The organism is Stenotrophomonas sp. 14P6.2.3 (assembly GCF_057799055.1).
Genome location: NZ_JBYOLA010000007.1, coordinates 121,679 through 141,813, shown reverse-complemented (window position 1 = coordinate 141,813; position 20,135 = coordinate 121,679). Strand labels below are relative to the sequence as shown.

General features: G+C 65.2%; 27 protein-coding genes. 8 read left to right on the top strand and 19 right to left on the bottom strand.

All coding sequences use genetic code 11. The features are described 5' to 3' along the window. Window position 1 precedes the first annotated feature (1 nt). Complete coding sequence (locus tag AC27VL_RS08270) at window positions 2-1,474, bottom strand: MFS transporter (protein ID WP_488766007.1); 1,473 nt, start codon at window positions 1,472-1,474, stop codon at window positions 2-4. A gap of 132 nt (window positions 1,475-1,606) precedes the next feature. Between AC27VL_RS08270 and AC27VL_RS08265 the strand changes: the two genes are divergently transcribed. After that, window positions 1,607-2,233 (top strand): TetR/AcrR family transcriptional regulator, encoded by a 627-nt coding sequence (locus tag AC27VL_RS08265; protein WP_488766006.1) that lies wholly within the window; start codon window positions 1,607-1,609, stop codon window positions 2,231-2,233. A gap of 16 nt (window positions 2,234-2,249) precedes the next feature. Here AC27VL_RS08265 and AC27VL_RS08260 read toward each other — a convergent pair whose 3' ends face one another. From AC27VL_RS08260 to AC27VL_RS08240, 5 genes are all read right to left on the bottom strand, one after another. After that, window positions 2,250-2,600 carry a VOC family protein gene (locus AC27VL_RS08260; protein WP_108268312.1) on the bottom strand — a complete coding sequence of 117 codons (351 nt, stop codon included), beginning with the start codon at window positions 2,598-2,600 and terminating at the stop codon, window positions 2,250-2,252. Window positions 2,601-2,698: 98 nt separating this feature from the next. Next, window positions 2,699-2,899: a hypothetical protein gene (locus tag AC27VL_RS08255; RefSeq protein WP_331273719.1), complete on the bottom strand. Its 201-nt coding sequence runs from the start codon at window positions 2,897-2,899 to the stop codon at window positions 2,699-2,701. A gap of 83 nt (window positions 2,900-2,982) precedes the next feature. Then, window positions 2,983-3,501: an SLOG cluster 4 domain-containing protein gene (locus AC27VL_RS08250; protein ID WP_488766005.1), complete on the bottom strand. Its 519-nt coding sequence runs from the start codon at window positions 3,499-3,501 to the stop codon at window positions 2,983-2,985. A gap of 89 nt (window positions 3,502-3,590) precedes the next feature. Beyond that, window positions 3,591-4,808 (bottom strand): CmlA/FloR family chloramphenicol efflux MFS transporter, encoded by a 1,218-nt coding sequence (cml, locus tag AC27VL_RS08245; protein ID WP_488766004.1) that lies wholly within the window; start codon window positions 4,806-4,808, stop codon window positions 3,591-3,593. A gap of 218 nt (window positions 4,809-5,026) precedes the next feature. Then, a complete protein-coding gene (locus tag AC27VL_RS08240; RefSeq protein ID WP_488766003.1) occupies window positions 5,027-5,932 on the bottom strand; it encodes a LysR substrate-binding domain-containing protein in 906 nt (301 codons plus the stop codon). Window positions 5,933-6,008: 76 nt separating this feature from the next. Here AC27VL_RS08240 and AC27VL_RS08235 point away from each other — a divergent pair, with 76 nt between their 5' ends. Continuing rightward, window positions 6,009-7,508 carry an MFS transporter gene (locus AC27VL_RS08235; protein ID WP_488766002.1) on the top strand — a complete coding sequence of 500 codons (1,500 nt, stop codon included), beginning with the start codon at window positions 6,009-6,011 and terminating at the stop codon, window positions 7,506-7,508. An 84-nt stretch (window positions 7,509-7,592) separates the two neighbouring features. On the opposite strand, the gene AC27VL_RS08230 is transcribed toward AC27VL_RS08235, so the two are convergent. From AC27VL_RS08230 to AC27VL_RS08210, 5 genes are all read right to left on the bottom strand, one after another. Next, on the bottom strand, window positions 7,593-8,045 hold the full coding sequence (locus AC27VL_RS08230; protein ID WP_089237109.1) for a PA2169 family four-helix-bundle protein: 453 nt from the start codon (window positions 8,043-8,045) through the stop codon (window positions 7,593-7,595). A gap of 207 nt (window positions 8,046-8,252) precedes the next feature. Then, window positions 8,253-8,750: an Ohr family peroxiredoxin gene (locus tag AC27VL_RS08225; RefSeq protein ID WP_100553651.1), complete on the bottom strand. Its 498-nt coding sequence runs from the start codon at window positions 8,748-8,750 to the stop codon at window positions 8,253-8,255. A gap of 50 nt (window positions 8,751-8,800) precedes the next feature. Then, on the bottom strand, window positions 8,801-9,568 hold the full coding sequence (locus AC27VL_RS08220; protein ID WP_100553652.1) for an SDR family oxidoreductase: 768 nt from the start codon (window positions 9,566-9,568) through the stop codon (window positions 8,801-8,803). A gap of 115 nt (window positions 9,569-9,683) precedes the next feature. Next, entirely contained in the window at window positions 9,684-10,712 is a 1,029-nt protein-coding gene (locus tag AC27VL_RS08215) for a LysR family transcriptional regulator (RefSeq protein WP_488766001.1), read from the bottom strand. Beyond that, window positions 10,709-10,987, bottom strand: coding sequence for a sigma factor-like helix-turn-helix DNA-binding protein (locus AC27VL_RS08210; protein ID WP_100553653.1), 279 nt, complete (start codon window positions 10,985-10,987; stop codon window positions 10,709-10,711). Before AC27VL_RS08210 ends, AC27VL_RS08215 begins: the two co-directional genes overlap by 4 nt. Window positions 10,988-11,110: 123 nt before the next feature. On the opposite strand from AC27VL_RS08210, the gene AC27VL_RS08205 reads away from it, so the two are divergent. The 3 genes from AC27VL_RS08205 (at window position 11,111) to AC27VL_RS08195 (ending at window position 12,997) form a co-directional block, all read left to right on the top strand. After that, window positions 11,111-11,590, top strand: a complete 480-nt coding sequence (locus tag AC27VL_RS08205; protein WP_100553654.1) for a carboxymuconolactone decarboxylase family protein — start codon at window positions 11,111-11,113, stop codon at window positions 11,588-11,590. 35 nt (window positions 11,591-11,625) lie between these two features. After that, entirely contained in the window at window positions 11,626-12,033 is a 408-nt protein-coding gene (locus tag AC27VL_RS08200) for a cupin domain-containing protein (protein ID WP_191077380.1), read from the top strand. Between the two features lie 82 nt (window positions 12,034-12,115). Beyond that, complete coding sequence (locus AC27VL_RS08195) at window positions 12,116-12,997, top strand: RNA polymerase sigma-70 factor (RefSeq protein WP_100553656.1); 882 nt, start codon at window positions 12,116-12,118, stop codon at window positions 12,995-12,997. Between the two features lie 177 nt (window positions 12,998-13,174). Here the strand turns inward: AC27VL_RS08195 and AC27VL_RS08190 are convergent, their stop codons facing one another. From AC27VL_RS08190 to AC27VL_RS08160, 7 genes are all read right to left on the bottom strand, one after another. Beyond that, on the bottom strand, window positions 13,175-14,128 hold the full coding sequence (locus AC27VL_RS08190; protein WP_191077379.1) for an alpha/beta fold hydrolase: 954 nt from the start codon (window positions 14,126-14,128) through the stop codon (window positions 13,175-13,177). Between the two features lie 93 nt (window positions 14,129-14,221). After that, entirely contained in the window at window positions 14,222-15,142 is a 921-nt protein-coding gene (locus tag AC27VL_RS08185) for an MBL fold metallo-hydrolase (RefSeq protein ID WP_488766000.1), read from the bottom strand. Window positions 15,143-15,456: 314 nt separating this feature from the next. Next, complete coding sequence (locus AC27VL_RS08180) at window positions 15,457-15,873, bottom strand: hypothetical protein (RefSeq protein WP_100553659.1); 417 nt, start codon at window positions 15,871-15,873, stop codon at window positions 15,457-15,459. A 14-nt stretch (window positions 15,874-15,887) separates the two neighbouring features. Continuing rightward, on the bottom strand, window positions 15,888-16,952 hold the full coding sequence (locus AC27VL_RS08175) for an alpha/beta hydrolase (RefSeq protein WP_488765999.1): 1,065 nt from the start codon (window positions 16,950-16,952) through the stop codon (window positions 15,888-15,890). Between the two features lie 76 nt (window positions 16,953-17,028). Continuing rightward, the gene (locus AC27VL_RS08170; RefSeq protein ID WP_025879032.1) at window positions 17,029-17,328 is read right to left on the bottom strand and encodes a hypothetical protein; all 300 of its coding nucleotides are present in this window, start codon (window positions 17,326-17,328) and stop codon (window positions 17,029-17,031) included. Window positions 17,329-17,430: 102 nt separating this feature from the next. Then, a complete protein-coding gene (locus tag AC27VL_RS08165) occupies window positions 17,431-17,643 on the bottom strand; it encodes a hypothetical protein (protein ID WP_223879982.1) in 213 nt (70 codons plus the stop codon). Between the two features lie 142 nt (window positions 17,644-17,785). After that, complete coding sequence (locus AC27VL_RS08160) at window positions 17,786-18,007, bottom strand: hypothetical protein (RefSeq protein WP_133120099.1); 222 nt, start codon at window positions 18,005-18,007, stop codon at window positions 17,786-17,788. 170 nt (window positions 18,008-18,177) lie between these two features. Between AC27VL_RS08160 and AC27VL_RS08155 the strand changes: the two genes are divergently transcribed. After that, on the top strand, window positions 18,178-18,480 hold the full coding sequence (locus AC27VL_RS08155; protein WP_100553663.1) for a hypothetical protein: 303 nt from the start codon (window positions 18,178-18,180) through the stop codon (window positions 18,478-18,480). A gap of 17 nt (window positions 18,481-18,497) precedes the next feature. On the opposite strand, the gene AC27VL_RS08150 is transcribed toward AC27VL_RS08155, so the two are convergent. After that, the gene (locus tag AC27VL_RS08150) at window positions 18,498-18,983 is read right to left on the bottom strand and encodes a hypothetical protein (RefSeq protein WP_488765998.1); all 486 of its coding nucleotides are present in this window, start codon (window positions 18,981-18,983) and stop codon (window positions 18,498-18,500) included. Window positions 18,984-19,013: 30 nt separating this feature from the next. Between AC27VL_RS08150 and AC27VL_RS08145 the strand changes: the two genes are divergently transcribed. Both AC27VL_RS08145 and AC27VL_RS08140 read left to right on the top strand, forming a co-directional pair. After that, complete coding sequence (locus tag AC27VL_RS08145) at window positions 19,014-19,655, top strand: glutathione S-transferase family protein (protein WP_488765997.1); 642 nt, start codon at window positions 19,014-19,016, stop codon at window positions 19,653-19,655. A 149-nt stretch (window positions 19,656-19,804) separates the two neighbouring features. Next, window positions 19,805-20,125 (top strand): hypothetical protein, encoded by a 321-nt coding sequence (locus AC27VL_RS08140; protein ID WP_488765996.1) that lies wholly within the window; start codon window positions 19,805-19,807, stop codon window positions 20,123-20,125. The last annotated feature ends 10 nt before the right edge of the window (window positions 20,126-20,135 follow it).

Sequence of the window (20,135 nt, the reverse complement as noted above, 5' to 3'; positions counted from 1 at the left end):
GTCACTGCGCCACATACCGGCGATGCAGGGCAAAGGCTGTCAGCACCGCCAGCGCACCGGCCAGGGCCATTGCCCAGCCGAACCCACTGGCCATCGCCGCGCGGTAATAGCCCAGCAGGTGCGGTGAACTGGACGCCACCGCAGGTTCGAAGATGAGCAGCCGCGCTTGCAGCGCCACCTGCGGTTGGCCAGCGGCATGGGCAGCTGCAGCGAGGTGCTGCACGGCGCGCTGGCTCATCACGCTGCCGAGCAGCGCGATGCCTACGCTCATTCCCGCCTGGCGCAGTGCATTCATCGTTGCCGAAGCGATACCCGCGCGCTCCTGCGGCACGTGGCCCATCACGGCCATGCCCGTCGCGGGCACCGCCAGCCCCATGCCGGACCCCAGCAGCAACAGCAGGAGCGTTGCATGTGCGCGCGTGCTGCTGGCATCGAGGCCTGGCATCGCACACAGGGCAATGCCGGCCAGTGCGTAGCCGGTCACCAGCGCTGCCGGCAAGCCAATCCGCCCGACAATGCGGCCAAACAGCAGCGAGACTCCACCCATCATCAGGAACTGTGGCACCAGTTGCAGCCCCGCGTCGGCGGCGCTGCCGCCCTGCACCTGCTGGAAGAACAGCGACAGGAAGAACAGGCTGGCGTAAGCGCTGAAGCCCAGCACGAAGGACGCAACGTTGAGCAGGCGAAAGCGATGATCGGCCAACAGGTCCAGAGGCAACAGCGGGCGCGCGACCCGTCGTTCCACACAGCCGAAGGCCACCAGGCCGGTGAGGGCAAGGGCCAGCGCCAGTACGGTTCGAGGCGCCGCCACTCCATGCTCGCCGATGCCGATCAGTCCATAGCTCAGCGCCGCCAACGCCACGATGCTCAGCAGTTGTCCCGCCGGATCCAGCGCGGCATGCTGCGGGTGCCGTCGCTCGGGAATGCCCCAGGCGCCAAGCGCGATCGCCAGCAACCCCAGTGGCAGGTTGATCAGGAAGATGCTCGGCCATCCTGCACGCTCCACCAGCACACCGCCCAGCAGCGGCCCCAGCACCAGCGCCAAGGCACTGAAGGCCGACCAGCCGCCGATCACCCTTGCCCGCTGCCGGGGATCGGGAAAGGCATGGCTGAGGATCGGCATTGCGCTGGGAATCAGCAGTGCACCGGCCACTCCCTGGATCGCACGTCCCATCACCAGCACCTGCAGACTGCCGGCACAGGCACATACCAGCGAGCCGGCGATGAAGCTGGCGACACTGGCCAGCCACACCCGCCGCTGGCCATGTCGATCGCCCAACGGACCGGCCGAGAGCATGAACGCCGACAGTGCGATCGCGTAGGCATTGATGACCCATTGCAGCCCTGCGATGTCGGTCCGCAGTGCGGTCTGCAGTGTCGGCAGTGCGACGTTGACGATGCTGATGTCCAGCGACGCCAAGAAGGTACCGAGATAGGCCGCCAGCACCAGGGCTGGGCGTCGAAAGCGTTGCATGCCGGAAAACCCAGAAGGAACATCGACGCATACACTAGCCATTGACTGACCGTCGGTCAATGACTGGCGGTCAGTCAATGCTGTCCGCGCCTTAGAATGGCGCCCACCCTCTTCCAGTCCGGATCGCCGCCGATGATTCCGCCGCACGCGTCAGCCAAGTCCCGCACCAAGCCCGCAGAGATCCGCCTGGGGGAGCTGATGGACGCTGCCGAGGCGCTGTTCCTGTCGCGCGGCGTGGAAGCGACCACCATCAGCGACATCGTGGCTGCAGCCGACGTCGCCAAGGGAACGTTCTATACGTACTTCGCGTCCAAGGGCGAAATCCTGCAGGCGCTGGCCAAGCGCTATACCGAACGCTTCCTGGCTGAAGTGGAACTGGCAGTCGAGCAGCATCCGGCCACCGCCGGCGAGGCCCGCCTGCGCGCCTGGATCGAGGCCAATATCCGTATCTATGCGCGCACGCATGCGCTGCATGACGTGGTCTACGCCAACCATCATCACCACGAACGCGGCAACGCCGACCGCAACGCCATCCAGCAGCAGTTGTCGGCAATCCTCGACAGCGGTATCGAGGCAGGGCTGTGGTCGTTGCCCGCGCCACGGGTCACCGCCTCGCTGATCTACGCCGGCGTGCATGGCGCCACGGACGATCTGATCGCCGCACCCGAACAGTCACCCGAGGCGTTCATCGCTGCGGTGGTCGCCGATTGCCTGCGCATGGTCGGCGTGGCGGCGGTACCTGCGAAAAAGCGCCGCTGAGTCGGGTACGCGCTGGCTAGACGTGGGCGAGGATGTTCAACAGGCGACCGAACGGGTCGCGCACGTAGAAGCGACGAACGCCCCATGGCTCTTCGGCCGGGCCATATTCAAGAGCGATGTTCGCGTGTCGCAGGCGTTCGAGCACGCCATCCAGGTCGTCCACCTCGATCGAAAGATCCGGCACCGGCGTACCCGATCCGCCTTCGCTGGCGACGCTGAGCTGTGCCAGTGCTGTGCCCTGCCCGCCGTAGGTGACGATCCAGCCGTGGTCCATCACGATGTCCATGCCAAGGATGTCGCCGTAGAACGCAGCCGCCTGCGCGGGATCGGCACTGGCGATGTTGGCGACGACGCGTTTTACAGCCATGTGGTGGCTCCAGGCGATCACGACCGCGCACCGCGTGCTGCGGCCAAATGGAAAGGGGCCCATGGATCGGGCCCCCCAATGCGAACGGTATGCAGGCCTCAGATGGCGCCGCACCTGTCCATGACACAGCGATCGTATTCGAACTGGCACTCCATGGCATCAGCACCGCCGGCCACGCAGGCCTGGTAGGCCTTCCAGCACGGCAGGTCACACGGCTGGACCGGACCGGCCACCGCCACCGAACCGGTACACGCAAGTGCAAACACTGCAGCAGCGATCACTTTCCTGATGGCTCGCATCGATATCACTCCCTGATAGGCCTGGTGACTCCAGGCCACATCACCCTACCCGCGTGTGCGGGAGAGGAAGTGAAAGCGCCGGTTCAGCCTGCCAGCAGCTGCAGATGGCGCAGCTGCGCGCGCAGCTCCGCGATGTCGTGCCACGGCAGTATCGGTGAGTTTCCGCGCTCATCGGGAGGGTTGCCGGGAAGACCATCCGACCAGCCACCAGCGCCCACCAGCGGCAGCAACGGGCGCTTGTGCAACCAGGCCAGACACACCTCGGAAATTGTGCCTGCGCGCCCGCCGATGACGATGCAGGCATCGCCGGCCAAGGCCATGATCAGGTTGCGGGCATCGCCCATGCCACAGGGCACCACCACCGTTGCCGGCCAGTCCGCTGCGGGCATGCTGCCTTCCGGAATCACACTCAGCACCGTGCCACCGGCTGCGACTGCATGCTCGGCTGCCACCCGCGTGGCCGGGCTGCCGCAGCCGCTGACCAGGGTGATTCCACTTTCTGCGAGGAACCTCCCCACCTGTGCAGCGAGGTCGAACGCCGGTGAGCCGGGATCGGCACTACCAAGGATCGCGATCTGGGGCTTGCGGAAGGATGGTGTCATGGAGCGACCTGGGCAATGGCAAGGAAAGCAGGGAGGCAGAGTCGATCCACACAGCGCGCTCGATTGCCCGAGGCGGGACAGTATCACGCTCATCCATCCTTTTCTGATGCTGGCTGCTCACTCCACGATCGTCGCAGCATCACCAGACCAAACAGGCTCAGCGATGGCAGCAGCAACCCATAAGCCACCAGCGGCCAGACCGTGTCGCCCGGCAGCAGCAGCGTCGCGAGCGTGCCAAGCGTGGCCACGATCAGGCTCTGCACGGCGTAGTACAGCGCCACCGCTGTACCGGAAGCATCGGCAAAATCGCGCAAGGCACCGTTGGCGGCCACCGCAACGACCATCACGATGCCGATGGCCACAACCCACATCGGCAGCACGACACTGGCAAATGACGGCGGCAGCATCGCCGCCATCGCCATGACCAGCACGCCGCCGATCATCACCATCAATCCACGCAGGAAGCTGCCACCAATGCCCCATCGCCCGATGAACCACGCAGCGAAGCGGGAGGTGACGATCATCACCAGCGCAACCGTCGCGAAGGCCAGGCTGAAGCCCATCGGCGAATAGCCTGCGCGCCCCATCAGCACACGCGGGGCAATCGAGAAGAACACGAAGAACGTGCCCATCGCCGCACTGAATCCCAGTGCGTGGACCCAGAACCCGGCATTGCCGAGGATGCGCGCGAAGGCTGGCGATGCGTTGCCGTGCTGCGGTGGCCGCGTCTCCTGCCAGCCCCGGCATGCACGCACACCCGCCAGCAGCCCCAGCACACCCAGCGCGACGAAAATGGCCCGCCAGCCCAGTGCGTAGGCGATCAACGCGCCGAGGATCGGGCCGAGTGCCGGCACGAACGCCAGCATCGAGGCGAACAGACCATAGAGCGTGGCACCCTCGGCCGTATCGGCATACACGTCGCGCACCGTAGCGAAGGTGGCGACCAGTGCGGCCGACGCACCGATCGCCTGCACGCCGCGCCAGGCCAGGAACGCCGCGCCACCACTGCACGCGGCCAGCGCGAACGACGCCAGCGTGAACAGCAACGCGCCCATCAGCAGCACAGGCCGTCGCCCGATCCGGTCCGACAGCGGGCCGAAGATCAGCTGGCCCAGCCCGAGTACGAGCATGTACAGACTCAGCGTCAATTGGATGAGGGCAGGCGATGTGCCGAGTGCATCCGGCATGGCCGATACAACAGGCAGATAGATATCCATGGCCAGCGAGGCCAGGAGGTCGAAGGGAGCCATCAACGCGATGGCGCCCGGCAGGGAATGGGCCCAGCGAAGGGCCTTTCGATCAGACATGGGGAAACATCCGCTCAGGAGGGAATCCGGCGGTGATCAACCCAGTGCGTGGAAATCGCAGGTAAAGACCACCGCAACAACGTGCGTATCGTTGTTGCGGCTCAGCGGACTGTCTGCGGACCGTTCCCGTTGTTCATCTGATGATCCGGTGGAAGATCGAATGCGGCCAGTGTAGCAAGGCCATGGCGGGGTAACCGGCAACGGCGTCCGGCACGGCGTCAGGGCAAGGGCAGCATGTCGATGCGTCTGGAGGGCGTGCACCGCACCTGCTCGATGAGCCGGCGGACCACCGGCGCTGTTTCCTGTTCACGGTACAGCGCAGCGATGGTCGAGGCGATGACCGGCCCGGCGATCGGCAGATACACCACGCCCGGCAGCAGCAGTGTCCGCTGCAGTACCGACGGCACGATCGCCACCGCCCCATCACCCACCGAGACCTGCGCGAGTACGGCGGCAAGATGGCCGGGACGGGAGCGGATGTCCGGCACGAATCCGCCACGGCGGGCGACTTCCAGCGTGCCTGCGGGCTGCTCCGGCATGATGAACGCCTCCTTTGCCAGCAGCTCCGGCTGCACCGGCAACGCCGCGCGGGCCAGCGGGTGCGATGCCGGCAATGCTACGCAGAACTGGTCTTCGATCAGGATGTGCGAACCGAGCGCATCTGGAACCTCCATCGGAAGGCGGCAGAACACCATATCGATACGACCGTCCAGCAGCAGGTCCGGCAGGTCGGCCATCGGCCATTCACCCACCTGCAGGGCGACATCGGGCGAGGCGCTGCGGAACCGCTGCAACTGCTCCTGCAGCGCGCCCGCATGGACCGCCGAACCCACGTAACCGATCTCGATCCTGCCGATCTCGCCGCGACCCGCACGGCGGCCCACGGCCTCTGCCTGCTCGAACTGGCGCAGCACGTTGCGCGCTTCGGCCAGGAAGATCGCGCCGGCCGAGGTCAGCGTGACCTCGCGTCGACTGCGATCAAACAAGGGCGTACCCAGGCGACGCTCAATCTCCTGGATCTGCACGCTCAGCGTCGGCGTGGCGATGCCTAGGCGCAGCGCCGCGCGTCCGAAATGCAGCTCCTCGGCCAGTGCGACGTAGTACTGCAGATGTCGACGTTCCATTCGCGCCCGGTCGTTAGCTTTGACCTAACGTACTTCAAGAACACGGGCAATGAAACAAACGATCGAAGCTGCTTGAATGGGCATTCTTCTCCCACCCGAGTACCTGGTGCCCCTCTCCTCTCCCCGCCGCAGGCCGCCCAACTGGATTCTGATCATCGCCTCGCTCGGCTGCACGATGACAGTGCTGGAAACCAACGCCGTGGCTGTCGCGCTACCGACCATCGCGCGGGATCTGCAGGCGGACTTCGCCGACATCGAATGGGTGATCAGCTGCTACATCCTGTCCTTCACCTCACTGCTTCTCCCCGCCGGTGCCATCGCCGATCGCCATGGTCGCAGGCGGGTGCTGCTGATCGGCATCGCACTGTTCGCCATCTCATCGCTCACCTGTGCGTTGGCACCCACGGCCAGCGCGCTGTATCTGGCCCGCGCGTTCCAGGGCGTGGGTGCAGCCTTCCTGCTGGCGCCGTCACTGTCGGTGATCGGCCACGAGTTCCATGAGGGCAAGCAACGCGACGATGCCTGGGCCTTCTGGGGCACGGCAATGGGCATGATGATGGTGCTCTCGCCACTGATCGGCGGACTGTTGTCCTCGCTGTGGGGATGGCGATCGGTGTTCATCGCGATCCTGCCCTTCCTCGCCTTCCTGGCCTACGGTGCGGTCCGCTGGGTACCCGACTCCGCCGACACGGTGGTACGCCCACTCGATCCACCCGGCATCATCACCTTCAGCCTGGCGATCTTCGGCATCGTGTTCTTCCTCGTGGAAGGGCTCGCGCAGGGATGGACATCGGTGGTGGCGCTGGCCGGCCTGGGCCTGGGCATCGCGATGGGTACGTTGTTTGCCTGCATCGAACTCAAGCGTCGGCATCCGATGGTCGACCTGCGGCTGCTTGCAAGCCCGCGTTTCGTCGGTGCACTCATCGCCATGATCGGCTACGCGGTCAGCGCGCAGGTGATGGCCTCGATGCTGCCGCAGTACCTGCAGAACGGCGTCGGCCTGAGTGCGCTGGCCACGGGTGCAGGCATGCTGCCGTTCGCCGCAGCAATGCTGCTGTTCCCAAGCGTTGGCAGGCGCCTGGGCCGACGGTTCTCGAGTGAGATGGTGCTGGCCATCGGCCTGTCGGTCACTGCCGCCGGCAACGCGCTGGCCGGTATCGGGGCGTGGCACCACATGCCGACGATGGCCCTGCTGGCCATGGTCATCATCGGCGCAGGCGGTGGCATCCTCAACGGCGAAACCTCCAAGGCCATCATCGGCTCGGCACCCCGGGATCGCGCAGGCATGGCCTCGGGCATCAGCGCCACGACGCGCTTCGTCGGCATCCTGCTGGGCTTCACGGTTCTCTCCAGTGCCTTGACCGTCGGCATCCGCGCCGGACTGTCAGCCCGTGTTCCCGCAGACGACGTCATGCGCCTGGCCGACAGCATCGCCACGGGTGCGCTGACCAAGGGAGCCCCGGTCGATCTCGCACGGGCGATCTACAGCCAAGGGTTTGCCGCATCCCTGTGGACCGCCGCCGTTGCAGCGACGCTGGCCAGCCTGGCCGTTGCCCTGCTCAGGAAACGCGCCTGAGCGCAGATGACAGACGCAGAAACGGCCAGGGCAGCACGAAGCTGCCCTGGCCGTGGCGATGCGGGGGACGATCGCCAGATGCGATCAGGCGGCCTTCATCGCATGTTTGCGAGCGCGCATCACCGAATGACATTCCTGCACTTCCGGCAGCCACTGGGTCACTTCCTGGCGCACTGCCGGCGGCAGGTCGTTGTCCTTCAGCACGTCGTTGAACGCGCCCAGGAGGCGATCCTCGGACTCTTCAAGTTCAGCCACGTAGCCGTAATTGGTGTCACCGAAGGCAGCGCGCACCTTGCCGTAGAACTGCTGCATGGAACCGACCATGGTGCCGTGCTCGGCCGGCTTGCCACCGGTGGCGGCCACCGAGCTGCTCAGGGAGGACACGATGCGGCCCTTCACCCCGGCGATGCGGACGAACAATGCCGACAGCTCGGCGTCCTTCACCTTGGTTGCGGCTTCCTCGTAGAAGGACTTGCCATCACGTGCGATCTCGATCAGGTCGTTGAGGCGATGCTCGATGGTGGACTGGGTGCTCATGTGTAGTCTCCTCGTTGGGGAAAGGACAACAGTGGTATCCGTTGCCTGCCGAACCAGATTGGCCGAACGCGCGTGGTTCGCGGGTGAGTACCGATTGATGCGGTAATCATGCTGCCGAACCGCACCCCACCGGCTCACGCGGGCGACGCAGCGTCTTCACTGGATCTGAATCCCAAGAGCGGTCACACGATCTTGCAGACAGGACGTCTAGTCCACCGCAACCCTCACCACATGGCTGATGCCACGATGGAACATCTTCGCGTAGGGACACACCCGCTCGGTGTTGCGCACCAGTTCGGCTGCACGTATCGGGTCCATGCCAGGCAGGAACACCACGATCTCGGCCGACAGCAGGTACAGACCGTCCACGGGATCGCGTGCGAACGTCACCGCTACTTCGATGCTGGGGTCGATCAGTTCCAGCCCCGCACGTGCAGCCACGAGCACCATCGCACCGTGGAAGCAGCCGGCGTAGCCCGCCGCCAGAAGCTGCTCGGGATTGGTACCGCCGCCGGGCCCACCCAGCTCAGCGGGCAATCGCAGATCCACCGACAGTGCGCCATCATCCGACCGCACCACGCCTGACGCGCGGCCGTGGCGGGCTGCGCCACCGCTGACCCGTACCCGTCCGGTATACAGCGGGCGCGCCGCATCACCATGGTACTTGTCGAGCACGCTGGTCGAAGGAGGCTTCAGCTCTGTCATTGCAGGCTCCTGCAGCGGAAGACACGCATGAAGCGCGCATCCACCGCGGATCAGGCCGGCTGGCCCTGCGCCAGCCCGGACTGCTGCAACCAACGCTCGAAGCCGATGGTGCCGAGCCATGCCTGTCCCACCGGCACCAGGGTGTCCTGCTGCAGCTGCGCACCGAAGTAGCGCGCCTTGGCATCGCCGATCACCTCGCGCGCATCACCGGTTGCCTGCAGGAAGCGATGGGCCAGCGCCGCCATCGATTCGCGCTCCGGCCCGGCGATCTCCACCATGCCATTGACCGGCGCCTGCTGCGCGATGCGCGCAACGGCATCGGCCACATCCTCGGCGGCGATCGGCTGCACTGCGGCGGTCGGCAGATGCAGGGTCCGGCCGTCACCGGCTGACTGGATGATGCCCGGCAGGAACTCGAAGAACTGCGTCGAGTGGATGATCGTGTACGCCAGGCCCGAATCACGGATCAGGCGTTCCTGGGCGATCTTGCCGCGGAAATAGCCGCTGGCGGCCAGCTTGTCGGTACCCACCACCGACAACGCAACATGGTGGCGCACGCCGGCCTGCACTGCGGCCGCCAGGATGTTGTGGCCGGCAGTCACGAAGAACGACAACACCGCGGCATCTTCGAACGAGGGCGAGTTGGCAAGGTCGACCACGACCTCGGTGCCTTCCATCGCAGCAGCCAGGCCCTCGCCGCTCAGCACATCGATGCCGGTGGAAGGTGCAGCGACGACGATCTGATGGCCGGCCGCATGCAGGCGATCAACCACCTTGCTGCCGATACGGCCGGTGCCACCGATGACGACAATCTTCATGACAGGTCTCCTGGAACGTGGACGGTGCGGATGTGGCTGCATGCTAGGGACGCGTTGGCCTGCGCAGTAGATCCGCAGCGGGCCACGCACTGTTGCCACATCGGCACCAATACGCTCATGCCCATGCCGCCGCATCGCGCTGTACCGCCGCCTGCTGCCGCACCTCCCAGTGCGAGAACACATCCAGATCCAGCGCACGTATGCGTTGGGTGCTGAAGTCGATGAATGCGCGGATCCGCTTGGGCAGCTGGCGTCGGCTGAGATAGCACAGGTAGTGGCCACGATCGTGGGGCGCGTAGCGGTCCAGGCAGGTCAATACAGCACCTGTGCGCAGCGCATCGCTTACCTGGTAGCTGGGCAGCTGGGCGATCCCCAGCCCGTCGATCACTGCCTGCAGGACAAGATCGGCATCATTGAACACCACCTCCGCCGGCGGTTGCAGATTCACGTCCTGGCCGTCCACGCGGAAATCCCAGCGTTGCAGGCGCCCGGCGGGCAGGCGTCGGCCGATGCACGCGTGGGCTGACACCGCCTCGACCTCCTCCGGCAGGCCGTGCGCCTGTGCATAGGCAGGCGACGCACAGACCACCAGCTGCATGGGCACCAGCTGTTTGGCGATGACCTGGCTGTCTTCCAGCACTCCATCGCGGAAGGCCACATCGATGCGGTCTGCAACCAGGTCCGGCACCTGCTCGTCCAGCAGCAGCTCCACCGAGACCTGCGGATGCTCTGCGCGGAAAGCAGACAGCAGCGGCGCGATCACCCGGCGTCCGAAGCCATGTGTCGCACTGACCCGCAGATGCCCGCGCGGCGGCCCCTCGCGCAGATCGCGCATTTCGTCCAGCGCCTGCAGGATGCTCGCAACGCCCGGGCTGCAGCCTTCCAAAAACAGCTCGCCTTCGCGGGTCAATGTTGTCGAGCGCGTGGTACGCAGGAACAGGCGCACGCCCAGCTGCCCCTCCAGCTTCTGCACGCTGCGGCTGACCGCCGAACGACCGATGCCAAGGCGATCACCGGCGCGCGCGAAGCTGCCTTCAGCGGCTACCGCGATGAACGCCAGTACGCCGGCATAACTGGCGGAAAAGGACGCATTGAGGGAATCACGGCCGTCACTGGCCGTACAGGACTGCGGCATGACATTCATGGTGTTCCAGGCTCCAGGGAGTCGCGTCGGGCGAGCAGGTGGGCGCGTGCATGGTCCAGGCGCTGGCGGCATGTCGTCAGGTCCAGCCCCAGCAGCGGCACGATGTCTTCGACGCCCGCACCCAGCACGTCATGCAGCAACAGCACGGCCCGCATGTCCGGTGGCAGTTCGTGCAATGCGGCAAGGAAGGCCTGCCAGACCCGCTCGCTGGCGGGGCAGGCTGCTGCACGGTTCGGGGCAGATGGGGTGTCCATGCCCGGCAGACGGGTGAGCATCCGCCCCTGTGACAGTCCATTGGTGATTTCTGCACAACACCGCGCAGCCCTGCCCCCGCCTATCGGGCCTCCGGCAGCGGACGTAGCCTCGCTGCGTCCCTCAATTCCCTCCGGAACATCGCCATGAACCAACGCTTGGACTACGCCGCGCAGTCGCCCGAACTTTTCAGGAAGCTCGGTACCTTCTCCCATGCCGTGCACAACAGTTCGATCGAAGCGGCCATCATCGATCTGGTCAACATCCGCGCCTCGCAGCTCAACGGCTGCGGGTTCTGCCTGGACATGCACGTGAAGGAAGCAACGATCCGTGGCGAACGCCCACTGCGCCTGCACCATGTCGCGGCGTGGCGCGAATCGAACCTGTTCAGCGCGCGCGAACGTGCCTGCCTGGCGTGGACTGACGTGCTCACCCACCTGCCTGCGCAGGGCGTTCCCGACGACATGTACGAGCGCGTGCGCAGCCAGCTGTCCGAACAGGAAATCGTCGATCTGACCTACGCGGTGATGGCAATCAACGCCTGGAACCGCGCCAACGTAGCCTTCCGTACGAAGCCCGGCTCGCTGGACCAGACCTTTGGCCTGGACAGGGCCGGTCTGGCCTGAGCTTCGACTGCACACTTTCCTGCTGGAGACCTGCCATGCGTTCACTCCGTTCCCTCGCCCTGCTGGCCCTGATGCCGCTGACCAGCAATGCCGCCACACCCTCGCCGAGCGCCCCCGAGCCCATCGTGCGCGAGGTCATGACCCGTCCATTGCCGGAACAGCCGGGCAAGGAAGCACTGATCCTGACGGTGCAGTACCCACCCGGCGGCGCCGATCCCGTGCACCGGCACGATGCCCACGGCTTCGTCTATGTGCTGCAAGGCCGCATCGTGATGGGCGTGGCCGGCGGACGCGAGGTTACCCTCGGCCCCGGCGAAGCCTTCCATGAAGGTCCCGCCGATCTGCACACCGTGGGCCGCAATGCCAGCCAGACCGAACCTGCCACGTTCGTCGTGTTCCTGATCAAGGACATCGGCAAGCCGGCGGTGCTGCCGCCACACTGACCGCCTCCGGTCGGCGCAGTACCAGCCACCTTCACAGGTCCGCCGATGTCACAATCGGCGGACCTGTCCCGTCTCTGCTGGCATGGACGACCCCACTGCACTGTTCACCCGCCTACGCCCGCGCCTGTTCGGCGTGGCCTACCGCATGCTCGGCTCCTCGCATGAGGCCGAGGATGTGGTGCAGGACGTGTGGCTGCGCTGGCATGGCGCCAACCAGCAGGACATCGAGAACGCCGAAGCCTGGCTGGTGGCTACCACCACCCGCCGCGCCATCGATGGCCTGCGCCTGGCCCGGCGCACCCGCGAGCACTATGTCGGCATGTGGCTGCCCGAGCCGTTGCTCACTGAAGACACCGGCACACCCGAGTACATGCTGGAAACGGCCAGCGACCTGTCGGTGGCCTTCCTCAATGTGCTGGAGCGGCTGGCGCCGGATGCACGTGCCGCGTTCCTGCTGCACGATGTGTTCGACCAGGATTACGACGTGGTGGCACGCACGCTGGACAAGACCGAAGCCGCCTGCCGGCAGATCGTGCACCGCGCGCGCCTGCAGCTGCGGCAGGACCGCCCGCGTTACAACGTGCCGCAGGACGTGCACCAGAAACTGATGCGGCGTTTCGCCGAGGCCATCGCCAATGGCGACTTCAGGACGATGAAAGCCCTGATGGCCGAATCGGCAGTGCTGATCGGCGATGGCGGCGGCATCGTCACCAGCTTCCCGAAACCAATGGTCGGCGGCGCACGCATCGCGCAGCTGCTGTATGCCCCGCACCTGCGTCGCAAGGACCAACTGCGGATGGTCCCGAGCGTGATCAATGGACGACTCGGGCTGCTGCGTTACTTCGATGGCGTGCTGGAATCGGCAATGGCCTTCGATACCAACGGCGAGCAGATCGTGCAGATCCTGGTGCAGCGCAACCCGAACAAGCTGCAGAGCCTGAAACAGCCAGCCTCGATCCAGTAGATCCACGCCATGCATGGATGCGGTTGGCTTCACGCAAAGCACAGCCACGCATGGCGTGGCTCTACTGGCGGGCTCTCTGCCCTGCATGGATGCGGTTGGCTTCACGCACAGCACAGCCACGCATGACGTGGCCGTACCGCCCTTCTCGCGCCGCCTGCCTGAGGGCTGCGCCTGCTGTTACTTCTGCTGCAGGAACGCCAGCAGGTCCTGGTTGACCTTGTCCTTGTGGGTCTCGGTCAGGCCATGCGGCGCACCCGGGTAGACGATCAGCCTGGCACCTTTGATCAGCTTGGCCGACATCCGACCAGCCACGTCGATCGGCACGATCTGATCGTCGTCGCCGTGGATGACCAGGGTCGGCACATCGAACTTTTCCAGGTCACCGCGGAAGTCGGTCGCCGAGAACGCCGCGATCGAGTCGTAGGTGTTCTTCTGGCCACCAAGCATGCCCTGCGCCCACCACGCATCGACCATCGCCTGGTTGACCTTTGCACCCGGCCGGTTGAATCCATAGAACGGACCAGATGGAATGTCCCTGTACAGCTGCGAACGGTTCTCCCGCTGTGCCTTGCGGATACCGTCGAACACTTCGATCGGAACGCCACCGGGGTTGTCTGCGGTCTTCAGCATGAACGGCGGCACCGAACTGATCAGCACGGCCTTCTTCACCCGGCCTGTGCCATGGCGGCCGATGTAACGCGCCACTTCGCCACCGCCGGTGGAGAAACCCACCAGCGTGACGTCCTTCAGATCCAGCGTGTTGATCACCATGGCCAGATCATCGGCATAGTGATCCATGTCATTGCCGTCCCACGGCTGGCTGGAACGACCGTGGCCGCGGCGGTCGTGGGCGACCACGCGGTAACCGTGGTCGGCCAGGAACATCATCTGCGATTCCCAGCTGTCCGAATCCAGCGGCCAGCCGTGGCTGAAGGTCACCACCGGCCCGTTCTTCGGCCCCCAGTCCTTGTAGTACAGCTGCACGCCATCGGCGGTGGTGATGATGCTGGCGGTGCGCGTGACGCCGCTGGTTGCGGACGGGTAAGCCGGCTCTGCAGCCTGGGCGGACAGGCCCACCTGCATCGACAGGGCCAGGGCAGTTGCGGTGAGCGTGCGGGAAACGGTGTTCATGGTGGACCTCCTGCGGATATGGATGGGTTTCGACAGGGGCTACTGTGCGCCCCTGACCGGGACCATTAGTGACATTAAGTCCAGAAAACTTGATCAAAAATCCCAGAACACCGGCACCCAGTGGAACGCCTGACCCTCGCGCGACACGCGACCCACCGACGGGAACGGCAGGTGCGTGGCCACCAGCATCTCGCCGGTACCGGCCAGCGCGTCGAGCAGTTCGATGCGCACGCGCGCCGCTTCTTCCGGGTCGTGCTCGAAGCCGTTGTGCCAGTTCGGTTGATCGAAACCGACCGCGAACACCGCATCACCCGCAAAGGTCAGCGCTTGGCCACCCGACGCAACGCGTACCACGCAGTGGCCCGGCGTGTGGCCACCAGTGCGGCGCGCGACTACACCCGGTGCGATCTCCTGCTCATCCTCGAAGGTATGCACGAAGCTGCCGTACTCGGCCCAGAAATGCGTGGCGGTCGCCCGCAGCGCGTCCGGGAACCCGTGCGGCATGTTCGTGCGGGTGAAGTCGGGCGATTTCCAGAACGCCACTTCCGATGCCGCGACGTGGATCTTCAGGTCCGGCCGCAGCTGCGCTTTCACACCGTCCACCAGCAGGCCGCCGATGTGATCCATGTGCATGTGGGTGATCACCACATCGGTGATCTCGCCCAGGTCGATGCCGGCGGCGCCGAGGCGACGGATCAACTGGCCAGCGCGCGGCAGCTGCAGGTCCGGGTCCATGCCCAGGCCGGCATCGATCAGGATGGTGCGCTCACCGCTGTGCACCACCATCACGTTCAACGCCCAGTCGAAAGCATCCTGTGGCAGGTACATCTCGTCGAACCATTCGGCACGCTCGGATGCCTGCACGTTATGGCCGAGCATCTGCGTCGGCAACGGCAGCACGCCGTCGCTGACCACGAGCACGTCGATGTCACCGACTTTCAGTGCATAGCGCGAGGGAACAAGCTCGTCGAGTGCGGGTGCGGCGTGGGTAGTGGTGTTTTCCAGGCTGAACATGAGGCGGTCTCCACGAAGGTTGGCTGGCAGGCAAACAGGCAGGCAGGGCTGGCTGGCATTTCCGGGCCAAGCCTTCGCGCGGCGCAGGGCAAGGCACTGCCGGGGCAGCAATGCCCCGCAGCACAGCACCGCGTGGTTCGATTGAAGGCGACGTCCACGAACTGTCGTGGGCCCGGAGCACGGCAAGGGCCGTGTGGGATCAGCGTAGGCAACGCAGGGAGTGCGCAGTAGACCCCCAGGCGGGCTCGCGATGTTGCCTTCCGGGAAGCAGTGGGCACGTTGCCCGCTTCGGCAGGCGGCGGCCGCTCACTCAGTCAGGGCGCAAGCAGCGCCACGATGGCCTTTGGCAGAAACAATGCTGCGGCAACAGCCACCGACAGGATCAGCACAACCTTGACTGTCAGCGGGCGACGACGCGGGTTGCTGAAGTGCAGGCGTAGATCGCGCAACTCCGCTTCCAGAGCGCGACGTTCACTCGCCCCGCGCTGCTGTGGGGCGGACAACTGCCGCTCCACCTCGCGCAGGCGCTTCATCAGCTCCCGCGCAGGTGTTGTCCGCAGTATCTGCTGGTCAATTGCCTGCAAGCGCAGCGACAGCGGCATCAGCGCCTCCGCGAACTGCTCCGCAGGCAGCTGCCTGGCAGCAAGTCGGGCCGCTTCGAGATTGATCTCGGCTTGCAGCGCAGCACGCTGGGCATGCAGCCGTTCAAGCCGGTTTCCACGCAGACCCATTGTTGCTCCTTGACTCAGCCGTCCTTGCCCATCATCCAACGAATGGCCTGCGGAAACGAGGTCTTCCAGTCGTCCGGATAGAAATGGCCGCCGCCATGCGTACGCGAACGTAGTTCGTTGCCATCGCTGAACAGCGCGCGGAAATCTGCACTCATCTTCTGGTTGGCCGGCCCTTCCTGTTCGCCGTTGATGACGAACACCCGCTTGCCGCGTGCGCTGCTCTGCGTAGGCACCGCCTGGCGCCAACCGCCCGGCGACACCAGCAATGCACCCGCGTAGTCATCCGGGTGCTGCGCCAGCAATGCGCCCGCATGCTGCGAGCCCTGCGAGAAACCCATCAGATAAACCTGCTTGCGGTCGATGCACTGGCCTGCGGCCAGCTGATCCAGCCCCGCCTGCACCACCTTGTGCGTGCCTTCATAGGGGCCGGTCCAGCTGAAGCTGTCGAACGACTCGCGCATCTCCGTACCGTTGATGCCCAGCAGCACCACACCAGCGTCCGCCAGCGGCTGCTTGCTGCTGTCCAGGTGGCCGTTGATGCCGTAGCCGTGCAGCCACACCAGTACCGGCGCACAGGCCGTCATCGCAACACTCTTGGAAGGTTGCAGTACCGAGATGGCGCCCACCTTGCCTGCAGATACCTGCGCATAGCGCGCCTGCGTGTTGCCCAGCACCTGCTTGAAGAATGACGTTGCGCGCAGGTGCTCGAAGTCATCGTTGTCGGCCAGCGCGGGCGCGAACCACATGCCACGCTCGTCGGCTTCACGAAGATAGCGCTCGGCAAGCGCATCGTCACCGCGGCGAGCGAACAATGCCGCTGCACGGTACGGCGCCAATGCCAACGTTGCATCTTCGCGGGTTGCCGCCAGATAGAGTGCCAGCGACTGCAGCAGCGTGGCGTCGTCCTCTTCAGCCTTTTCCATCAATTCCTGCGCATCATCGGCATTGATCAAGGCATTCAGCACAGGGCTGATCGACTTGAACGCGATGGTCGACGCGCTGCCCTGTTCGTTGGCAAGTGCGGTTGGTGCACACGCAGCGAGCGCCATGAAAACAGCGAGAGCAGACAGCTTTGGCATGGACATCTTCCGTGATTGCGGCGACGCGCGGGGCGCGCAGTCTAGCAACCTCGGGGCCGATCAGATCAACGTGCGCTCAACCGTAGGCAGGATGGCTGCCGGTAAGCACGCCCATCGAGAACGCGTAGCCCGCTTCTTCCAGCAACAGCCGCATGCGCAGCTCAGCGCGGCGCGGAACGCAGAGCCCGCTGGGTGCATACAACGCATAGACGAAGCCGGCCCCCTCCACATGCTCGCGCCGGACCGAACAGTTGTTGGTCTCTGCGGCATCGGACCACACGGCCCGCAGCTTCTCCGGGCCGATGGACTGGCCGTTGCGCAGGCGGAATGTCAGCCAGCGCACGCCCAGCGGCGGATGATAGGTCAGGTTAGCCATTGCGCACCTTCAATACGGCAGCGGAGCTGGTTCAGGACGCAAGGTCGCTGAAAAGACATGACGCTCGCTTCCATTGGGATTCGAGCATACGCCTGCGCAATGTCACTCCAGACTGCGACCCGCCAGTGCGGTCTCCTCGATCCGTTTCGCGCAGACGAAGACAAACGCCTCGTCCTGCTGCACCTTCAGGAACGAATCCAGCCAGCGCGCAGCGGCGCCGCGGTTGCCGATCACACCGCCCAGTTCCTCAGTGAGGCAACGGGCACACTCCATGCCACCCGGACTGGGTGCCTGGCAGGCGCGGCATCGCGCCATCGTCGTCGTCCTTGCCGGTCGGCACTGGTACATGATCTTCGTCATCAGGCTTACCGCGCGGGCATGGGATGGCATCAGCGCTCTTCCAGAACGTTGGACAGAGGAAAGCCGCGCAACGCGCGGCCTTTTCTTTGCTTACTGCTCAGCGACGGGCGTCGCGGCCCGGCTCGCTCTTCTGTTCCTGTCCGGACTTCTGCGGGCCACCTGGCTGGTCGTCCTGCTGCTGTTCCTGCTGGCCCGTTTTGCCATCCTGCTTCTGCTCGCCACCCAGTTCGTTGCCATCGGTCTGCCCCTGCTGGGCGGCCTGCCGGGTATCGGTCGAGGCGTTGTTGCGGTCGGTCTGGCCTTGCGTGTTGTTGTTCATGTCTTGCTCCACCGCAGCCATCTGCTGCAACGCCACTGTGTGCTTCGGCCGGTTACGCAGCTGCATCGGATCGTGCGAATAATGAACAGCCGCCATGAACGGACCGGCAGCACCAACACAGGGTGCTGACACGCGGAGGTATACGTTGGCGTTCCAACAGGAGAAGTCTCATGGAACGCACCACCAACAAGGACTTCGTTGACGTCGAACGCGAGCTGCAGCACTGGCAGGCCGCATTCCAGACGGGCGATCTGCCCGCCATCAACTTCCGCCACGAGGTTGCACCGGTCATCCGCCTGGCGTGCGACATCTACGTCCGCAACCCACACGGCACGCGCACGGCGTGGCTCACCGACCTGCAGTCACGGCTCGCACTGCGCACCAGCCTGCGTGGCCACCCGGGGTCGGCGGAAATGGCGATGGGCTGCTGGGCCCGCCTGTCCGGGCCGGCGCTGCTTCCGCAAGCGGGCTGACAGACTCTGCGGGCAGATCACTCCTGTCCGGCAAGCAGGTTGCCTTCCTGCATCAGTTGATCGTTCAGGTTGTTCACCAGCGCAATGACAGCATCGGCCAGGGCACGCGCATCGGCGATGGAGCCATGGAAGGCGATGCGGGTGCCCTCCACCTTCACTTCCGCCAATGAAAGCTGCGACGCCAGCGTCGCGCATTGCTGCAGGAAGCGATCAGTCCACTGCTCATCCGGCGCCTGGTCCAGCAGCGCAGTGATCGCTTCATCGGCAGCCGAATCCACCTGCTGGTGAAGCCGAGGCACGTCGAACCCAACGATCCGCGGCAGTCTGGACGTGCTCACGTACTTCCCCAAGGGTGTGCAGAAGACCAGTATCGCGTCACCACGCACCCCGTGCGAACCGCCCGACGTGAACCGTTCATCCTGGCGGCCTTGGCTTGCCTGCTCGGAAAGTACCTGTGTCGATTTCAGGGTTCCTTGCACGTCAATGAAAGGAAGGCCGGCCAAGCAGGTGGGCTATCGCCGATGGACAACCCGATGACCCCGATCCTGACCGCATTCAAGCATTCCCCGGACCGTGGCCAGGGTCTGGCCCGCGACATGCGCGTGCGCTGGGCGCTGGAGGAGCTGGGCGTGGCGTACGACGTCCATCTGCTCTCCTTCGAGGAGATGAAGCAGCCGGCACACCTGGCGCGGCATCCCTTCGGGCAGATTCCCACCTACGAGGATGACGAGCTTGTGCTGTTTGAGTCAGGCGCGATTGTCCTGCACCTGGCCGAACAGCATCCCGGGTTGCTGCCCGCCGATGCGAGCGCACGCATGCGTGCGATCAGCTGGATGTTCGCCGCACTGAACACCGTGGAGCCGCCGATCGTCGAACGCTCGATGGCGTGGGTGCTGGAACGCGAGCAGCCCTGGTATGCGCAGCGGCTGGTGATGCTCGACGAACGCGTGCGCAGGCGGCTGGGCGAGTTGTCCGCGCGACTGGGTGATGCGCAGTGGCTGGACGGAGAATTCAGCGCCGGCGACCTGTTGATGGTGTCGGTACTGCTGCGGCTGCAGAGCAGCGGCATCGTCGATGCGTATCCCGTGTTGGCCGCCTACATCGTCCGCGCGACGGAGCGGCCGGCGTACCAGCGCGCGTTCGCCGCGCAGCTGGCCGTGTTCCAGAACCAGTAGCTCCACGCCATGCGTGGAGAACGCCATCTGCACACTGCAACCATTCCCCAGCGAATGGTGAACACCCAGTAAAACGTGCATCCCGCGGCATATCCATCGTCATGCACCATCGCCTACGCTCCGGTTTCGCCACTGCCCGGAACTGGATCATGCCCCTGATTGCCGTCGCACTTGCCTCCGCACTCTCCGCCCTGCCCGACATTGCCTGGGAACGCGAGCGATCCGAAGATGCGCACCAGCTCACGCTGTGCCAGATCCACCGCGATCAACTGATGGATCGTGCAGAGAACATGGACACGCACCAGCAGGCCAAAGCGGTCTGCGATCTGCTGGCACGCGAGTACAGGCAGAAGTGGGACTTCGACGCGCACGATGCGCTCGCAGCACAGGCGGTGGATTTCGACGAGCTGGTGCGGCGCGGAGATGCGGTCGAAGTGCCCCCGGGCAAAGCGGATTACGTTTTTGATTGATGCCGACGGT

Excerpts from the sequence above, each read along its gene's own strand:
- AC27VL_RS08270 (WP_488766007.1), bottom strand. The coding sequence starts at position 1,474 with ATGCAACGCTTTCGACGCCCAGCCCTGGTGCTGGCGGCCTATCTCGGT.
- AC27VL_RS08265 (WP_488766006.1), top strand. The coding sequence starts at position 1,607 with ATGATTCCGCCGCACGCGTCAGCCAAGTCCCGCACCAAGCCCGCAGAG.
- AC27VL_RS08260 (WP_108268312.1), bottom strand. The coding sequence starts at position 2,600 with ATGGCTGTAAAACGCGTCGTCGCCAACATCGCCAGTGCCGATCCCGCG.
- AC27VL_RS08255 (WP_331273719.1), bottom strand. The coding sequence starts at position 2,899 with ATGCGAGCCATCAGGAAAGTGATCGCTGCTGCAGTGTTTGCACTTGCG.
- AC27VL_RS08250 (WP_488766005.1), bottom strand. The coding sequence starts at position 3,501 with ATGACACCATCCTTCCGCAAGCCCCAGATCGCGATCCTTGGTAGTGCC.
- cml (WP_488766004.1), bottom strand. The coding sequence starts at position 4,808 with ATGTCTGATCGAAAGGCCCTTCGCTGGGCCCATTCCCTGCCGGGCGCC.
- AC27VL_RS08240 (WP_488766003.1), bottom strand. The coding sequence starts at position 5,932 with ATGGAACGTCGACATCTGCAGTACTACGTCGCACTGGCCGAGGAGCTG.
- AC27VL_RS08235 (WP_488766002.1), top strand. The coding sequence starts at position 6,009 with ATGGGCATTCTTCTCCCACCCGAGTACCTGGTGCCCCTCTCCTCTCCC.
- AC27VL_RS08230 (WP_089237109.1), bottom strand. The coding sequence starts at position 8,045 with ATGAGCACCCAGTCCACCATCGAGCATCGCCTCAACGACCTGATCGAG.
- AC27VL_RS08225 (WP_100553651.1), bottom strand. The coding sequence starts at position 8,750 with ATGACAGAGCTGAAGCCTCCTTCGACCAGCGTGCTCGACAAGTACCAT.
- AC27VL_RS08220 (WP_100553652.1), bottom strand. The coding sequence starts at position 9,568 with ATGAAGATTGTCGTCATCGGTGGCACCGGCCGTATCGGCAGCAAGGTG.
- AC27VL_RS08215 (WP_488766001.1), bottom strand. The coding sequence starts at position 10,712 with ATGAATGTCATGCCGCAGTCCTGTACGGCCAGTGACGGCCGTGATTCC.
- AC27VL_RS08210 (WP_100553653.1), bottom strand. The coding sequence starts at position 10,987 with ATGCTCACCCGTCTGCCGGGCATGGACACCCCATCTGCCCCGAACCGT.
- AC27VL_RS08205 (WP_100553654.1), top strand. The coding sequence starts at position 11,111 with ATGAACCAACGCTTGGACTACGCCGCGCAGTCGCCCGAACTTTTCAGG.
- AC27VL_RS08200 (WP_191077380.1), top strand. The coding sequence starts at position 11,626 with ATGCGTTCACTCCGTTCCCTCGCCCTGCTGGCCCTGATGCCGCTGACC.
- AC27VL_RS08195 (WP_100553656.1), top strand. The coding sequence starts at position 12,116 with ATGGACGACCCCACTGCACTGTTCACCCGCCTACGCCCGCGCCTGTTC.
- AC27VL_RS08190 (WP_191077379.1), bottom strand. The coding sequence starts at position 14,128 with ATGAACACCGTTTCCCGCACGCTCACCGCAACTGCCCTGGCCCTGTCG.
- AC27VL_RS08185 (WP_488766000.1), bottom strand. The coding sequence starts at position 15,142 with ATGTTCAGCCTGGAAAACACCACTACCCACGCCGCACCCGCACTCGAC.
- AC27VL_RS08180 (WP_100553659.1), bottom strand. The coding sequence starts at position 15,873 with ATGGGTCTGCGTGGAAACCGGCTTGAACGGCTGCATGCCCAGCGTGCT.
- AC27VL_RS08175 (WP_488765999.1), bottom strand. The coding sequence starts at position 16,952 with ATGCCAAAGCTGTCTGCTCTCGCTGTTTTCATGGCGCTCGCTGCGTGT.
- AC27VL_RS08170 (WP_025879032.1), bottom strand. The coding sequence starts at position 17,328 with ATGGCTAACCTGACCTATCATCCGCCGCTGGGCGTGCGCTGGCTGACA.
- AC27VL_RS08165 (WP_223879982.1), bottom strand. The coding sequence starts at position 17,643 with ATGGCGCGATGCCGCGCCTGCCAGGCACCCAGTCCGGGTGGCATGGAG.
- AC27VL_RS08160 (WP_133120099.1), bottom strand. The coding sequence starts at position 18,007 with ATGAACAACAACACGCAAGGCCAGACCGACCGCAACAACGCCTCGACC.
- AC27VL_RS08155 (WP_100553663.1), top strand. The coding sequence starts at position 18,178 with ATGGAACGCACCACCAACAAGGACTTCGTTGACGTCGAACGCGAGCTG.
- AC27VL_RS08145 (WP_488765997.1), top strand. The coding sequence starts at position 19,014 with ATGACCCCGATCCTGACCGCATTCAAGCATTCCCCGGACCGTGGCCAG.
- AC27VL_RS08140 (WP_488765996.1), top strand. The coding sequence starts at position 19,805 with ATGCCCCTGATTGCCGTCGCACTTGCCTCCGCACTCTCCGCCCTGCCC.